The organism is Opitutaceae bacterium, from assembly GCA_015075305.1.
Lineage (GTDB): Bacteria > Verrucomicrobiota > Verrucomicrobiia > Opitutales > Opitutaceae > UBA6669.
On record JABTUS010000001.1, the window covers coordinates 906,506 to 921,891 of the forward strand.

At 59.9% G+C, this 15,386-nt stretch carries 12 protein-coding genes and 2 tRNA genes; 4 read left to right on the forward strand and 10 right to left on the reverse strand.

All coding sequences use genetic code 11. The features are described 5' to 3' along the window. Nucleotides 1-4: 4 nt before the first annotated feature. From secE to HS122_03855, 8 genes are all read right to left on the reverse strand, one after another. Nucleotides 5-208, reverse strand: coding sequence for a preprotein translocase subunit SecE (secE, locus tag HS122_03820; GenBank protein ID MBE7537523.1), 204 nt, complete (start codon nt 206-208; stop codon nt 5-7). A gap of 10 nt (nt 209-218) precedes the next feature. After that, nucleotides 219-294 (reverse strand) — tRNA-Trp (locus HS122_03825). Between the two features lie 80 nt (nt 295-374). Continuing rightward, complete coding sequence (gene tuf, locus HS122_03830) at nt 375-1,565, reverse strand: elongation factor Tu (protein ID MBE7537524.1); 1,191 nt, start codon at nt 1,563-1,565, stop codon at nt 375-377. Nucleotides 1,566-1,664: 99 nt separating this feature from the next. Further along, nucleotides 1,665-1,740: transfer RNA gene (locus tag HS122_03835), tRNA-Thr, on the reverse strand. Between the two features lie 111 nt (nt 1,741-1,851). Further along, entirely contained in the window at nt 1,852-2,511 is a 660-nt protein-coding gene (locus tag HS122_03840; protein MBE7537525.1) for a hypothetical protein, read from the reverse strand. A gap of 110 nt (nt 2,512-2,621) precedes the next feature. After that, nucleotides 2,622-3,119: a hypothetical protein gene (locus tag HS122_03845; GenBank protein MBE7537526.1), complete on the reverse strand. Its 498-nt coding sequence runs from the start codon at nt 3,117-3,119 to the stop codon at nt 2,622-2,624. Nucleotides 3,120-3,142: 23 nt separating this feature from the next. Next, nucleotides 3,143-3,772: a MotA/TolQ/ExbB proton channel family protein gene (locus tag HS122_03850; protein ID MBE7537527.1), complete on the reverse strand. Its 630-nt coding sequence runs from the start codon at nt 3,770-3,772 to the stop codon at nt 3,143-3,145. Between the two features lie 37 nt (nt 3,773-3,809). Next, nucleotides 3,810-6,485 carry a tetratricopeptide repeat protein gene (locus HS122_03855; GenBank protein ID MBE7537528.1) on the reverse strand — a complete coding sequence of 892 codons (2,676 nt, stop codon included), beginning with the start codon at nt 6,483-6,485 and terminating at the stop codon, nt 3,810-3,812. Nucleotides 6,486-6,585: 100 nt separating this feature from the next. On the opposite strand from HS122_03855, the gene HS122_03860 reads away from it, so the two are divergent. Together HS122_03860 and HS122_03865 are read left to right on the forward strand one after the other, a co-directional pair. Continuing rightward, nucleotides 6,586-7,014 carry a SufE family protein gene (locus HS122_03860; protein MBE7537529.1) on the forward strand — a complete coding sequence of 143 codons (429 nt, stop codon included), beginning with the start codon at nt 6,586-6,588 and terminating at the stop codon, nt 7,012-7,014. After that, nucleotides 7,011-7,874, forward strand: coding sequence for a TatD family hydrolase (locus tag HS122_03865; GenBank protein ID MBE7537530.1), 864 nt, complete (start codon nt 7,011-7,013; stop codon nt 7,872-7,874). Before HS122_03860 ends, HS122_03865 begins: the two co-directional genes overlap by 4 nt. Before the next feature lie 18 nt (nt 7,875-7,892). On the opposite strand, the gene clpB is transcribed toward HS122_03865, so the two are convergent. After that, nucleotides 7,893-10,475 (reverse strand): ATP-dependent chaperone ClpB, encoded by a 2,583-nt coding sequence (clpB, locus tag HS122_03870; protein MBE7537531.1) that lies wholly within the window; start codon nt 10,473-10,475, stop codon nt 7,893-7,895. Nucleotides 10,476-10,622: 147 nt separating this feature from the next. After that, complete coding sequence (locus HS122_03875) at nt 10,623-12,932, reverse strand: hypothetical protein (protein MBE7537532.1); 2,310 nt, start codon at nt 12,930-12,932, stop codon at nt 10,623-10,625. Nucleotides 12,933-13,358: 426 nt separating this feature from the next. Between HS122_03875 and HS122_03880 the strand changes: the two genes are divergently transcribed. Beyond that, nucleotides 13,359-14,150, forward strand: coding sequence for a glycosyltransferase family 2 protein (locus tag HS122_03880; GenBank protein ID MBE7537533.1), 792 nt, complete (start codon nt 13,359-13,361; stop codon nt 14,148-14,150). 422 nt (nt 14,151-14,572) lie between these two features. Beyond that, a complete protein-coding gene (locus HS122_03885) occupies nt 14,573-15,097 on the forward strand; it encodes a DUF4372 domain-containing protein (protein ID MBE7537534.1) in 525 nt (174 codons plus the stop codon). The last annotated feature ends 289 nt before the right edge of the window (nt 15,098-15,386 follow it).

The window sequence follows — 15,386 nt, forward strand, 5'->3', positions numbered from 1 at the left end:
GATTCTAGCTCACCCAGGAAGTAATGAGGTCAACCACTTGCAGCAGCGCAAAGTCGCTTATGCTTGTGAAGACACCCAGCAACACAGTGGCAAGAATGACCACAATCGTGGAGTCCCTGAGCTCCGTCTTGGTCGGCCAGGCGGCTTTCTTGAGCTCGTCGATCATCTCCCCGAAGAAGATGCGCACTGTGCCAAACGGATTTTTCATGAAGGATTGGTGGCAGGGGCGGAGGGAATCGAACCCCCAACCAACGGTTTTGGAGACCGCTACTCTACCAATTGAGCTACACCCCTGTGGATAGTATTTTTAGACGATGCAGCCGAGGCCCGGCAGGGAGCCTCGGCATGAGAGTTGGGACTTCAATCGGAAACGATCAGGCGATGATTTCAGTGATACGGCCCGCACCGATAGTGCGTCCGCCTTCGCGGATCGCAAATCGCTGCGTCTTTTCCATCGCAATCGGAACAATGAGGTCAATCTCGACGCTGACATTGTCCCCCGGCATGATCATTTCAACACCAGTCGGGAGATTGACAATGCCGGTCACATCCGTCGTGCGGAAATAGAACTGCGGACGATAGCCGTTGAAGAACGGGGTGTGGCGACCGCCCTCTTCCTTGGTGAGCACGTAGATCTCAGCCTTGGCCTTCTTGTGCGGCGTGATGGACTTCGGAGCGGCGAGCACCTGACCGCGCTCAATGCCTTCCTTTTCAACTCCGCGGAGAAGAATGCCAACGTTGTCGCCCGCCTGGCCGCTGTCGAGCAGCTTGCGGAACATTTCAATACCGGTGACTACCGTGCTGGTCGTGTCACGAAGTCCGACAATCTCAACCGTGTCGTTGATCTTGACGATGCCGCGCTCAATGCGACCCGTCGCAACCGTGCCGCGACCAGTGATCGAGAAGACGTCCTCCACGGACATGAGGAAAGGCTTGTCGGTTTCACGAACGGGCTCGGGAATCTCGGCATCGATCGCGTCCATGAGCTCGGTGATCTGGGCAATGCCCTCGGGCTTGCCTTCGAGGGCCGCCGTGGCGGAACCGCGGACAATGCGCGCATTGTCACCATCGAATTGGTACTTGCTGAGCAGCTCGCGAATTTCCATCTCCACGAGATCGAGAAGCTCCTTGTCGTCGATCAAATCGACCTTGTTCAGCCAGACAACGATCTTTGGAACACCCACCTGACGGGCGAGAAGGATGTGCTCGCGGGTCTGCGGCATCGGACCGTCGGCAGCCGACACAACCAAAATGGCTCCATCCATCTGCGCCGCTCCCGTGATCATGTTCTTCACGAAGTCCGCGTGGCCCGGGCAATCAACGTGCGCATAGTGCCGCTTTGGCGTCTCATATTCGACGTGAGCGACGGAAATGGTGACGATCTTGGATGCATCGCGCACGGTGCCACCCTTCGCAATATCCGCGTAGGATTTAACCTCGGCGAGACCTTTGCTGGCCTGAACTGCCAGAATGGCCGTGGTCGTGGTGGTTTTGCCGTGGTCGACGTGGCCGATCGTGCCGACGTTAACGTGGGGCTTTTTGCGTTCGAATGTACCTTTAGCCATAAGAATGGGCGCGAGTTATATGAATGGAATTGTAAGTGCTTGATGACCCTTGGATTTTACGTCGCCTTTAGGGAATCCGACGTCTCTTAGCGTTTGACCTGGAGCCCAGAACCGGATTTGAACCGGCGACCTCGTCCTTACCAAGGACGTGCTCTGCCAACTGAGCTATCTGGGCAGACCAAAAGACTGTGGGTCAAAAAACGAAAAGAGCGCGAAAAGTGCGCTTCGGTTGGGACATCGTCAACTGCAATCTTTCCTGTTTCGTTAAAATGCAGCCATTCAACGCTCAAGGTCCCAATCGCAGGCGATAGGTGCCCGGTCTCAATCCAATTCCCATCCGCAGTCGTTCCGTCAGGTAATTCCTGAAGTAACCGTCGCACTCGTCCTCCCCTGAACTGATCACCAACGCGAGGCTTCCCATCAAACCCTTGCGGTCAATGATCGCCATCCATTCCATCGGCCGCCAGTCTCCTTCCGGCGCGCCCGGCCTCTTCGAAAGTATCATAGCCAGGGGAACGCCACCGCCGGCTGGCACAATTTCCAGATACCCCAATCGATCCGACAAAGGAGCAAAATTCCTGTCTTCCTGGCCAATTGCACGATAGGGATTGGGCTCCCTCCCCACATGCAGCCCGTCAGGAGGGGATTTTGGCAGGTTGATGACCTCGGGAAAATGAAGTTCAATGCGCTCCGGCAGATTGAAGAGCTTGGGAGGATAGCTCGAAAGATTGCCTTGGGAGGCCATCTGCAGTGTTCGTGGTCGGATTGCGAATCCCGCGTTGTTTATGGTGGGCAGAAAAAGGGGCGTCGGATCAAACAGATCAACCTCGGCCTTCATCGTCTGGCTCAATCCCACGCTCATGCCGACCTTGTCGCGCCTTGCCAGCGCAGGAGGATTCGAATCGGGGAATCTGATCAGCGAAAGCACAACGACAAAGATCAGCATCAATCCGCCCCCTAATCCAAACCATCCCATCACCCGCAGGCCCCGGCGACGGCGTTCACCACCATGCGCAGTGCGTCGATCTCCATTCGAAGCGTTTGGCGCCTCTTCGTTCATTTCGACCGATTCTGAGGATCCAGCGACATGACGGAGCCTGACCGCGCGCCTGCCGTTGGCTCGGCGGCCAGCAAGATTACAAGACCAGCCTTGTCCGCCGCACTGACTATTTCCGTAAAATCCCCCAATGCCAGACCCGTGTCTGTTCTCAAAAGCAGACGCGCCCCGGGGTGCTGCCGGCCCTTGTCGAGGAGCCATTGCCGGATTTCCGCAAACGTGTACTTCCCGTCCTCAGTAAAGACGAGGTCCGGTCCCGCGACGCTTATGACAATCGACGTGGCGGCCCCAAGGTGAATCGCCTGCGACACAACTGGTAGCCTGAACCGACCATCGTGCGATTGATTCGACACGACAATTCCAGGAGATATCACAAAGCGGGAGCCAAATATCGCAAAAAACAGGCAGGTGAGTCCCGCGTTGACGAAGTGCAGCCACTCGACGCCGGTCGACGGTTTTCGCACTCGGGAGAGAAGATCGAGGGGGCGGGTGACCATGTCGTAGCCTTGATCCAGTGCGCTCAAACTGTCGCCCGGTACTCGGTCAGCAGGTACTTCATGATGTCATTTGCCGCCCACTCGACATCGCGCACAAGCGCACGCACGCGCCCCGTCAGGAAATGATAGGCAAGTTGCGCGGGAATCCCCACCATCAAACTCCCAACCGCGCAGATGAGTGCCTGCCACATGCCGGTCGCGAGCGCATTGGCCGTCGCATACTGGCCGCCTTCCATGAACTTCATGAAAGTGGTGATCATGCCCAGCAAAGTTCCCAGTATTCCAACCAACGGTGCTATCTGCGCCAGCGCCGCGATGAATCCGAGCCGGCGCTCAAGAACGGGAATCTCCACCAAAGCGGCCTCCTGAACCGCGTAGCGCAATCTCGCCTCATCCGCATTGGCGTGCAGCAGGGCGGCCTTCACGACCGCAGCCACCGGTCCGGGCGTTTCCTCGCAAACTGTCATGGCTTCAATCAGTCTGCGCTTCGCCAGAATGTTGCGCACTCCGTCGACAAATGCGGTGGACCTGATCTGCCCCCGGTGAAGGAAAAGCGTCCTTTCAACAAAAAGCACCACGCCGATGACAGCCATCAGCAGGATGACATACATCATCGGTCCGCCGCGGGAAAAAAACGAAAAGTCGAAGGTCATGGTTCAGGATCGGATAAATGAAGGCGCAGGTGGCTTCTCAATCAACCTTGGCGGGAGTGGTCGCAGGCTCCACCTCGACGCCAAAACGGGCGAGTCTGCCGCTTGCAATGCTTTCGCCCGGCAGGTGGCGGTCGACCATCAGCATGTACGCTTCACGGGCCTGCTCAAGTTTGCCGTCAGTCTCCAGGAGTTCGCCAAGCCCAAGGAGCGTGCGGGAGAGGAAATAGCGCCCGCCACCCGTCAATTGTGCGGCCCTGTGCTCATCCAGAAGGAATGGCGTGACCACCTGCTGCCACCACACAACTTCCGCGCGGCGCTTCGACTCCGCATTGCCCCGCCTCACCAGCAGCAGCCCGAGATTGTACCCCGCCTCGATGCGAAGTTCCGGGCCGGCCTCGGCCTGGTCAACGAGTCGCTCGTAAATCGCAAGCGCCGCCTCGGCATGGTTGCTCAGCTGACCCTGCGCAAGTGAACTCCCGTTCGCCTGAGCGTTGTGCGCTGCGGCCAGCGCCAGATAAGCGTAAAGTACATCCGGATGCCGCGGAAAATTGTTCACCAGAAGCTCGTAGATCTGCTGCGCGGGATTGAACTCATTCAACAAACGGAGGAGGTCGCCCTGCTTGAGCCGCGCGTAGAACACCAGATCGCTGTCCGGATAGGCCTTCAGCAGATCCTCAAGCAGCCGGTAGGCCTCGTGGTAATAGGTGTCCTGCCCCCGCTTTTCCGCATACAAGGCCGCCTGAAAAAGCGCGAACGGCGCGTAGCGGTGCTTCGGGAAGTCATCCCTCAGTTTAACCAGCAGGCTTTGCGCATCGACATACCGGTTCTGATTCGCCGCGCGCTCGGCTTCAAGCAGGTACGACTCCACGGCGGCATCACTCTGTGGAAAGTCCGTTCGCAGCTTGCGCAGGATCTCCAACCCCTGCGCTTCCTGTCCCTGGAGGTGAAAATGGGCGTCCGCCTCCACAAGACGCGCCGTGCTTGCTATCTCAGTCCTCAACGCGGGATCGACCCCGTCCAGGCTGCCCAGCAGCTCGTCCACAAAAACGAGGGTTTGACTGGGTTCGCCCACCTCGAGCGACAATCGCGCGCGCAGCCAGGCCATCCGCACACGAAGATCCTCGGGGAGCCCCGATCCCGCGGTGACTGTCGAACTCTTGAGCAGATGATCGACACGATTGTAGGCCGCCCGGGTCGACACTTCTCCCGCAGCGCGCATCGCCCTCGCAAGATTCCACTCAGCCTGCCAGCGGTTGGTTTCGTCCAGTCGTGGATCCTTCACCGCCTCATCAAGTAGCGCGGCCGCGGCGTTCAGCCGTTCCGGGTTCAACTGCGCGGACTCAATCTCTGAATAGATTCTCTGAAAAATCAGCGCACCCGGATTGACTTCCGGCGGCACGTCCTCGAGAGCGGTCGCGTAGGCATCGGCTGCCAGCCGATAGTCAGGCGCACGGAAATAGGCTTCGGCGATAAGCACGCCGAGTTCCGCCCGTACGACGGCCATTTCCGGTCCCGACAACGCTGCGCGCGCCTGGGATGCATAGTCCGCCGCCCGGCGATACTGCGGATACTCCCACGCGACCTTGACAAGAATGCCCAGCGCGTGCGGCTTGAGCCGCGACCCGGGAAATGCCTCCAGCATTCGCTTCGCATCCGCCTCGGCATCCCGGTAACGCTTGTCCGCAAGATTCAACTCGGCGCGCTGCAGGAGCAGTTCCTCGAGTATGGGATGCGGCGTTGCGGAACCGATCAGCCGGTCAAGCTCACCTCGAAAGCCAGTCTGCCTCGCATCTCTCGCAAGCAGCAGCAATGCCACCCGCTGCTTCTCCCGATCGCCCGACGACGCGAGCAGCTGCATCAGCGCGTTCCTCCCCACCGGATCGCCGGCACCCGCGATCAGTCCAAGCAGCAGCTGCAGATCATCAGCCACACCCTTTTCCTCTATCGGCAGCGCCTGGATGTGCTGCCGCAGAAAATCCACAGCCTCGTTCCGCCGTCCAAGACCATTGAGCGCAACCGCAATCTGACGCATGGCAATGTAGCCGGCCGCCGTACCCGGACTGCGCTGAAGCCGCGAACGCATTTCCGCCAGCGCCGATTCTGTAAACACTCCGGAAATCAGATCAATCTCCCGCAATGCGAGGGTGAATCGCGCGCGCTGCAGATCCGTCACCGCCAGCGCCAGCGCCTGCTGATAAAAGGCGCCCGCCTTCGCATCTCCGGCAATCTGTCCCTGCGCAAAATGGAACCAGCCGCGATCAATGCGATCCAGGCCATCCTCGTTCACCGCCCTCAGCTCGCGACGCGCCTCGTCCGCCCGCTTCAGCACGATGCAGGCAAGCGCCAGCCTGAGGTGATAGCCATCCGTCGGCGGCCCGGCAAACGTGCGCAATGCGTCCTCAACATCCGCCGCCCGACCATCATCCAGAAGCGCGGTGGCCAGTTGGAGCGCAATGTCGTTCCTCCGCTCAACCGCATCAGGCTGGATTTCCGCGAGTTGCGCACGGAAAACCTCGATGGCCACCGACGGCAGGCCCAGACCCAGCGCACGCCAGCCAGCCAGGTCATGCAGCGCCGCCCTGCCCGCCTCCGGAAACTGGACCACTTGAGCGGGCACCAAAGGCGCCTCCACCCCCGGCGCGGTTTGGGCGCCGCCTCCTGCAGGTGGGAAAACGGCCAGCAATCCAAGTCCGCAAAACAACGACAATCGCATGAGAATTGAGCAGCCCAACGTGCGTGCAATTGATGCGGGACGCAAGCTTCACAGGGTGTCGCTTGCCGCAGCGCTCCGATGGGACCAATCTGGCCCATCCATGGAACCCTCCATTCGCCAGCAAACGATGCTCGATGACTTCCTGATCATCGAGGATCCGCAGGAGCGCCTGGGCGCGGTGGTGGACAACGGTCGCAACGCTCCGCCGTTGTCCGCAGAGTTTCGCATTGATGAAAACCGCGTCGCGGGATGTCAGTCGGAGGTCTGGCTGATCATCCGGACCGACGGGGATGCCTGCACTTTCCAAGGCGACAGTGATTCCCCCCTGGTTCGCGGACTTGTCCATCTGACATGCCGATTCTTCTCGGGTGAATCCACTGCCGACGTTGCCCGGTCCGCGGAATCGATCGATCCTGTTTCCCTGCTTGGACTCTCAAGAAATCTTTCATCGACGCGCATCAATGGCCTTGCCGCTGTGCGTCGAAGGATCCGGCAGCTTGCCGCCGCTGCATCGTCCTCAACTCCGTGAGATACTTCGACGCCCATGTCCATCTGCAGGATTCGTGCCTCAGGAACCACTGGCCGGTCCTGTCGAAGACATTGCCGAGCCACGGGCTCGTCGAGGCGGTCTGCAATGGAACCTCACGCAATGACTGGCCGGCGGTCGCCGCACTCGCGCGCCAATGCGAATGGATCCGGCCGGCTTTTGGGCTCCACCCCTGGCATGTGGGCAACGCACGCGAAGGTTGGCTGGACGAACTCCGCGCGTTTCTCCTCGCGGACGGTACGGCCGTCGTGGGCGAAATCGGCCTGGATCGATGGATCCTCGACTCAGCGCGCGCTGACGATGCGCGTCTGACAGGCCTTGAGCGCGCCTCACTGGAAGCGCAGGAGGCTGCATTCATCGCCCAGCTTGAGCTTTCAACAGAACTCAAGCGCCCGCCGACAATTCACTGCCTTCACGCGTGGAACCGGATCGAGCAGATTCTCAGTCATTCCCACCGGCCTTCAACCGGGTTTCTCCTTCATGCATTCTCCGGTCCCCCCGATCGGGTGAAAGTCTTCCTCGAACTTGGGGCATACTTCTCCTTCAACGGATATTTCCTTGCTCCAAGGCACGCCGCTGTGCGCGACGTCTTTGCGAGCATTCCGCTCGAACGACTGCTCGTCGAAACCGACGCACCCGCGATGCCGTTTCCTGAAAGCCACCGCAAGCACGCCCTGCCCGCGCAACCGAATGAGCCGGCGCCCATCCACCCCGCAAACATCGAGGTCGCTTATGCCGCCCTTGCAGAACTCCGCGGCATGTCCGTCGCCTCGCTGTCAGGCGTGATCGAGCGCAACTTCCGCCGGCTGTTCGACCATCTCGGACGCGGCCTCAATGGATAGCCGTCGAAACTGGATTGATCATGCCATCACCAGTTCGTCGTCCTTGACCTTGAACCTAACCTCGCCGCCCTCTCTCACCTCGCCGGCAATAAGGGCGCGGGCTAGCTTGGTCTCAATGTTGCGCTGCAGGAAACGTCTCAATGGTCGCGCGCCGAATACCGGATCGTAGCCCTTCTCGCCGACCCAGGCCTTCGCCTTCTCGTCGAGCGCGACCGTTACACGGCGATCGGCCAGGCGCTTGTTCAGGTCGGCCAGCAGCAGGTCAACGATTGTCGTGATCTCCTCCAGCGTGAGCGGCTTGAACAGAATCGTCTCGTCGATGCGGTTCAGGAATTCCGGCCGGAACGCCTTGCGCAGCTCCGCCATGACGCTTTCGCGCACGCTTTCGGGAATCGTGCTGCCGGTCACGCCGTCCAGCAGGAAGCGCGAGCCGATGTTCGACGTCATGATGATGATCGTGTTCTTGAAATCCACCGTGCGTCCCTGCGAGTCTGTGACGCGTCCGTCATCAAGCACTTGTAGCAGAACATTGAATACATCCGGATGCGCCTTTTCGACCTCGTCGAAAAGCACGACCGCGTAGGGCTTGCGCCGCACCGCCTCGGTCAGCTGCCCGCCCTCATCATAGCCGACGTAGCCGGGAGGGGCGCCGATCATGCGCGCGACACTGTGCTTTTCCATGTATTCGGACATGTCTATCCGGATCATCGCGGCTTCGCTGTCGAAGAGGGTTTCCGCAAGCGTCTTTGCGAGCTCGGTTTTGCCGACACCCGTCGGTCCGAGGAACAGGAAGCTGCCGACCGGCCGGCGCGGATCCTTTATGCCCGCGCGCGCACGCAGGATGGCATCGCTCGTCAACTGCACCGCCTCCTCCTGCCCGATCACGCGTTCATGCAGCTCGTCGCCCAGGCGAAGCAGTTTCTCCTTCTCTCCCTCGACCAGGCGGGAGACCGGCACGCCGGACCACTTGGCCACGATTTCAGCCACTTCTTCGGACGAGACCTCCTCCTTGAAGAGCTCCGTCTTGGCCTCGGCCTTCTCCAGCTTCTTGAGTTCCGCCTCCAGTTGCGGAATGCGTCCATGGCGAAGCTCCGCGAGCTTGTTGAGGTCATAGGCACGCTCCGCCTTTTCCACTTCCACTCGGGCCGCGTCGATTTCCTCGCGCACCTTGCGGACGCGCTCGACCGACGCCTTCTCCTTCTCCCATTTCGCACGCAGGGCGGACGCCTGGGTGCGCGCATCCGCGAGCTCCCTGCGAAGCGCATCGAGCCGGTGTCGCGAGCCTTCATCCTTCTCCAGCTTCAACGCCGCCTCCTCGATCTCGAGTTGAAGCACACGGCGCTGCAACGCGTCGAGTTCCTGCGGCGCGCTGTCCATTTCCGTGCGGATCATCGCGCAGGCCTCGTCGACAAGGTCGATCGCCTTGTCCGGCAGGAAGCGGTCTGAAATGTACCGGTTGGAAAGCGTGACCGCCGAAACGAGGGCGTTGTCCTGGATGCGCACGCCATGGTGCAGTTCAAACCGCTCGCGCAGGCCGCGGAGGATCGAAATCGCGTCCTCCACCGACGGCGGTTCCACCAGCACGGGCTGAAACCGGCGTTCAAGCGCCGCATCCTTCTCGATGTGCTGCCGGTACTCGTCGAGCGTCGTCGCGCCGATGCAGTGCAGCTCGCCTCGGGCGAGCATCGGCTTGAGCAGGTTCCCGGCGTCCATGGCACCCTCCGTCTTCCCAGCTCCGACGATGGTGTGCAGTTCGTCGACGAAAAGAATGATGCGACCGTCGCTCTGCTTCACCTCGGACAGCACCGCCTTGAGCCTCTCCTCAAATTCGCCGCGATACTTCGCGCCGGCGATCAGCGCGCCCATGTCGAGCGAGAAGATCGTCTTGTCCTTGAGACCCTCCGGCACGTCACCGCGCACGATCCGCTGGGCCAGACCTTCGACAATCGCGGTCTTCCCCACGCCAGGTTCGCCGATCAGCACGGGGTTGTTCTTTGTCCGGCGCGACAGGATGCGGACGGTCCGGCGAATCTCGTCGTCGCGCCCGATCACCGGATCGAGCTTTCCCTTTCTCGCCTGAGCGACGAGGTCGATGCCATACTTCTCCAGCGCCGCATAGGTCGCTTCCGGATTGTCCGAAGTCACACGCTGATTTCCGCGAATCTCCTTCAGCGCATTCAGCACCTTGGCGCGATCGAGGCCAAAGGACTTGAGGTACTTTGCGAAGGACTCGGGCTTGGCCACCTCCACGAGTCCCAGGAATAGATGCTCAACGGAAACAAACTCATCCTTCAGTTTCTTTGCCTCGGCCTCGGCCCGCGTCAGCGCGTCGTTCACAGCCTGGGTGACGTAGATCTTCGAGGTGTCAACGCTGCCGCTGACCTTCGGAAGCCGGTCAAGTTCGCGCGCGGCCGCCAGTTCGAGCGCACTCGTGGTGAGGCCCGTCTTTTCGATCAACGCCGGTACAATCCCCTTTTCCTGCGTTAAAAGCGCAAAGAGCAGGTGCCAGGTGTCGACTTCATTGTTTGAACGGCGGCGAGCCTCGGACTGGGCGTCAGTCAGCGCCTGACGCGACATCGTGGTGAGCGTGGAAGGGTCCATGATTTTATGATTGCCCTCTGCATTCCCCGTTCCACCACCCGCTCCTGCGAAGGAAGTCCGGCAAGAGTGGCAGTCTGTCACGCCATCGCGTCATTCTCCCTCGAAGTGTGCCACAACGCCGCACCCGGAATAAATGCACCCGCCATCTCAGCGTGGCTGCAACTCATAGACTTCAACAAGCCCCACACCCGGACGGGCGGCTTGGTTCGTCGATAGATCTTCGAACGGCCGGACTACAACCGTGTAACCGCCAGGTGGCAGATCAACAATCATCGCGGGCTCCACGGGCTTCATTTCCGGAATGCCCAGGGACTTGATTGCGTCAAAAACCATCTGCTCGGAATACTGGTCAACCGTTCCGCGAACCAGGACAGGACCGTTCGTCAGACGAGTATTGCGGGAATCCCAGTCGTCATTCTCAAGGAGCAATTCTCCGCGGGAGTCATGGAGCCACATTTTCGGATCCGGCATCCCGTCGGACACACCGAAGTTCAAGAGCGTCTGACCGAGCGTTCGGATGAGAATCCGTTTTGTGAAGGATGGCGATCCGGGATCGGGATTGATGACAAAGCCGGCGATGATGGGATTGTCCGTGTCCGCATAGGCACGGGTGGAGAGGTTGATCAGGCGCGTACCTCCCACCCCGTCGATTTCATAGGCCTCCACGAGCGCGGTGCCCGTCGCTCCGCCCACGCCCTCAATATTGGCGGTGTAGCCTCCTGGCGGGAGGATGCAGAACAAGGCGGAATCCCGACCACCGGCCGCGAAGGGGAAACCGGCCCGCCGCGTCTGTTCGGCAGCGGGTTGATCGCCCCAATTGTCGTTGACCGCAAACGGAGTCGTCTCGCCCTGACGGTAAAGCCGCAGAATCGGATCAAGCAACGCGCCGCTGACCCCAAATGGAATCAGCGAAGGTCCCGCAGCCCGCACGAGGACAGCCTTGTCCGCGCTTCCCGTGATGACAAAACCCCCGATGAGTTGGCGCGATCCCGTTCCCACGAGGGCGCGCGTGGAAACGTTGATCAGTGTGCCCGCCGAGTACGGAATCTGAGGGGATGCCCGATAGTTAGCCACCGAAAAGGCCGTTTGCCGAACTGTTCGCGCATTGTCGGACTCGCCCGGCAGGCCGGCTGGGATTCCCAGCGCCACCGGTTCGCGCAAGATTCCAGTCGAGCTTCCGGTGTTCAGATTGGAAAGCACCAGGTTAGGATTGGAAAAATAAGGCACCCGCGAGCCCGGTGCATATGCCATGATGTCGCGAAACTGGCGATTCTGCCCCGTGCTGTCCTGGGCAAAAAAGCGGTAGCCATAGCTGTACGGAAAGGCTCCCGGTCCCTTGGCATTCTCACGATCGTGAGCACAGCCGAAATTGTGCCCCAGTTCGTGCGACAGCACGTGCGACGAGTTCATCGATCCGAATCGAACAACCGAGAAACCATAGTAACAGTTCGTGAGGGACTGTGGTTCATCCATGAGATAGGCTATGCCCGCGGATCCGCCAGTGTCTCCGGCCTCGATCCCCAGCGATACCAGATCGGCCGCCACCTGATCCCGCAACGCATGAATCTGATCAAGCACCCCATCGGTCGTCCCCCTGAGCGAGCCCAGTGTCGCCGAGTAGCTGACACTGGATTCGTCCAACGCCACCTCATTCGCCGAGGCGAGTTCAATTCTGACAGGAATCTGGCTGCTGGAGAAATCGGCGTTCGTGCCGGCGATCGTCAGATCGACGATGCTGCCAACCTGGTCGACGCCATACGACTTTTTCACGGCGGTCGTATAAAGAAACAGGAGGCGCACCTTTACTCCGCCGGCGGAATCCAACGCCATCGGCGCAAGCGCAGAACGGACCTCATCGCCACTCAGGTCTTTTTCACCTCCAGCAGAAAGTGACTGCATTGCGATCCCTTCCATATTGGACACCACCTGTCCTCCACACTCACCCAGCCGGGCCGGATCAACCTTCCAAATCTGTCCGAGCGGACCCTCCGCACTGGCAATCGATCGCAACTGATACTCGCCGAGCGCCGGATCGAGGATCTGCGCGGAAACAGCGTCCTCGTTCACCGCAATCAGTACCCGGCTTTGGTCGCGCCCCTCGATATCTCCGCTGACGACAAATCGCCGGGGCCCGAGGCTTTCAGCGCGGGCTACACGCATGGTGACCACCGATCCGTCGGGCATGGGCAATGAAAACCGACCGGTCCCCGGGGGCATCCAGGCTGGAGATCGTTTTCCCAGCAAGAGTTCGCGATTCAGCGCTAGGTAGTGAACGCGATCGGTAGCCGCATCCAGCTTCGCTTCAATCTCCGCGGCGTCGATCGGCGGGCTGACGTAGGCAAACAAGGCATTGCCGCGGAAATCCGGCGGCGGAGCGTTCCCGACAGCAGGTGCAGCAGCTCCTTCAAAACTGACCATCTTCTCGGAATCGGCGGTGGTGCCGTTCCGTGAGTTCACAGACGCTTCCGACCGATGAACCCGTTTGGTTTGTCCAGGGCCCGGCTCCTGAAGTCCTTTCAAGGCGGACCAAACCACCATAGTCAGGAAGCTCACCAACAAACCGATCGAGACGATCGTCCCACGGAAATTGCCTCTAGCCACAGCGGAAAAGGGTGCTCATTCGGAAGTAAGGAGACCAGAGCTCCACTTGTTTCGCAAGTAGCTCCCCACATAAGCGTGCCCAGAGATCCAGTTCACCCTTCTGGCAGCCAGAATTGAGTCGATATTCCCATGCAAAATGCACTTAAGATACGACCCATCGCGCAAAGGTCCTGCGCGAAACTGACCTCCACGCTTCATGGTGACGAGACACATCAGTGCCAACAACGCCCTTTCGCACCGCACCCAGCTCAACTGCGACAGGCCTTCCTTTTATAAGGATTAATGTACAAAAATAAGCGAGTTGCGGTTGTCATGCCGGCCTACAACGCAGAGCGCACGTTGCGGGCAACTTATGACGAAGTGGTCGATCAGGGAATCGTCGACGACATAGTTTTGGTCGACGACCGAAGCCGCGACGCGACGGTGGCTTTGGCCCGCTCGCTGCCGGGAGTGACGGTGCACGTTCACGACAGAAATCTGGGCTACGGCGGCAACCAGAAAACCTGCTACCGCCTCGCGCTGGAAAAGGGCGCCGATATCATCATCATGGTTCACCCCGACTATCAATATACGCCGAAACTGATCCCGGCGATGGCCAGTATGATAGCGAACGGGCTTCATGATTTTGTGGTCGGCTCTCGCATATTGGGAGGCTTTGCCCTCAAAGGCGGCATGCCCTGGTGGAAATACTTCTCGAACCGCTTCCTGACCGCCGCGCAGAATCTATTGATGGGGGCGAAACTCTCCGAATATCACACCGGTTACCGCGCCTACTCACGCTCGCTGCTCGAAAGGATGAGTCTCGACGGACTTTCCAACGACTTCATTTTCGACAACCAGTTCATCGCCCAGGCGCTTTGGCACGGCTGCATGATCGGCGAAGTCAGCTGCCCGACAAAATATTTCGCTGAAGCATCCTCCATCAATTTCCGACGCAGCACCATTTACGGATTCGGATGCCTCGGAGTCGCCGGCCGCTTTTTTCTCGCCCGCCGCCTAGGCCTGCCCCGCCCCGCCTACCTTTCAGGCCCGAAAACGAATTCGCAGGTGCGCGCGGACAGCACAGACGCGTAACCGCCCGGCATGGCGGTGAGCTCTCGTTAAGCCCGATGCGCCGTTCGAAATCTGCTTGGGCCATCTTCCTCCCGGTGTCCATCTCCTGCATTCGGCGGGAGGTCTCAGTGCGCCACGCCACATTCCGCTTAAAGCTTGGGTTTCATGCGAATCCGAATCAGGCGCGCAGGCAGGATTCATCAGGCCAATGCCGGTCTGGCAAGTCGTGAGCCGACAAGCACAGCTGCGGAAGTGGGGTTGCTCGATTCTCAATCTTTCCGAGCTTGGTTCCTCCGTTAACCACAAACATTAGGGGCTGATCCCACGGCTGTCTGAATTAGGGTGATTCTGGCGTTTCTAAGACATTTGAGAATAGCGATTAACGATGATTTTGATGTGTCATCGATTTGATTTCTGGGGCCAAGTGATCCGCTATTTCGCGGATGAATACCGGCAAAACCGCTCTGGCCCAAGTGCTCGCAGGCATCAGCGGGAAAGAGTTTTCGCGTTGCTCCTCGCGATATCCAATGCGTCGCGACACTCCGGCGCTTTCCGCTTACGATCACTTTGCCACGATGGTCTTCGCACAGCTCACCTATCGCGAGAGCCTGCGCGACATCGAGGTCTGTTTGAATGCGCGTCGAGGGTTGCTTTATCATGCCGGAATTCGCGGCACGGTGAAACGCTGCAATCTGGCTTACGCGAACGAGCATCGCGACTGGCGCCTGTTCGCCGAAGTGGCGGGAGTGTTGATGCGCCGGGCGCGACGGATGTATGCGGGCGATCCAACGCCGCTCGACTTGGACGCCGATCTGTTCGCGACCATCGTCGGAGCACAAGCCCATCCAACAGCCCTGCGACTCCACGCATCGAGGATGCCCTGCTCTCGCATCAGACGCGTGCAGCGGCGTCTGCTCGTGCGCACACCTTCCTCCTTGAGATCGGCGACGCTGCGGGGCGCTCCGTAGTGTCCCGCGTCACGGAGTTTCCTGAAGACGGGAGTGGATTTGGTCAGGGTGGGAGCGACAGTGGTCTGAAGGATCGGGTTTGGAGCGTGGCGGGGTTGGGGTGAAGAGGGCGTAAGAGGGAGAGGAGGATTAAGAGGTTGGGGAATGCAGCGGATCCACCCACGGCGCTGGGTCCTGAGCAATACATCGAGGACGGAGGCCCATCGGCAGGTGCGTGGTGAAGGATTGTGTCCGCGGTGTGGAAAGGGTCGGTTGCAACGGCATGGATTTTACAGTCGTGGCGTGACAG

Excerpts from the sequence above, each read along its gene's own strand:
- secE (MBE7537523.1), bottom strand. The coding sequence starts at position 208 with ATGAAAAATCCGTTTGGCACAGTGCGCATCTTCTTCGGGGAGATGATC.
- clpB (MBE7537531.1), bottom strand. The coding sequence starts at position 10,475 with ATGGACCCTTCCACGCTCACCACGATGTCGCGTCAGGCGCTGACTGAC.
- HS122_03860 (MBE7537529.1), top strand. The coding sequence starts at position 6,586 with ATGGAACCCTCCATTCGCCAGCAAACGATGCTCGATGACTTCCTGATC.
- HS122_03855 (MBE7537528.1), bottom strand. The coding sequence starts at position 6,485 with ATGCGATTGTCGTTGTTTTGCGGACTTGGATTGCTGGCCGTTTTCCCA.
- tuf (MBE7537524.1), bottom strand. The coding sequence starts at position 1,565 with ATGGCTAAAGGTACATTCGAACGCAAAAAGCCCCACGTTAACGTCGGC.
- HS122_03845 (MBE7537526.1), bottom strand. The coding sequence starts at position 3,119 with ATGGTCACCCGCCCCCTCGATCTTCTCTCCCGAGTGCGAAAACCGTCG.
- HS122_03850 (MBE7537527.1), bottom strand. The coding sequence starts at position 3,772 with ATGACCTTCGACTTTTCGTTTTTTTCCCGCGGCGGACCGATGATGTAT.
- HS122_03880 (MBE7537533.1), top strand. The coding sequence starts at position 13,359 with ATGTACAAAAATAAGCGAGTTGCGGTTGTCATGCCGGCCTACAACGCA.
- HS122_03840 (MBE7537525.1), bottom strand. The coding sequence starts at position 2,511 with ATGCTGATCTTTGTCGTTGTGCTTTCGCTGATCAGATTCCCCGATTCG.
- HS122_03885 (MBE7537534.1), top strand. The coding sequence starts at position 14,573 with ATGAATACCGGCAAAACCGCTCTGGCCCAAGTGCTCGCAGGCATCAGC.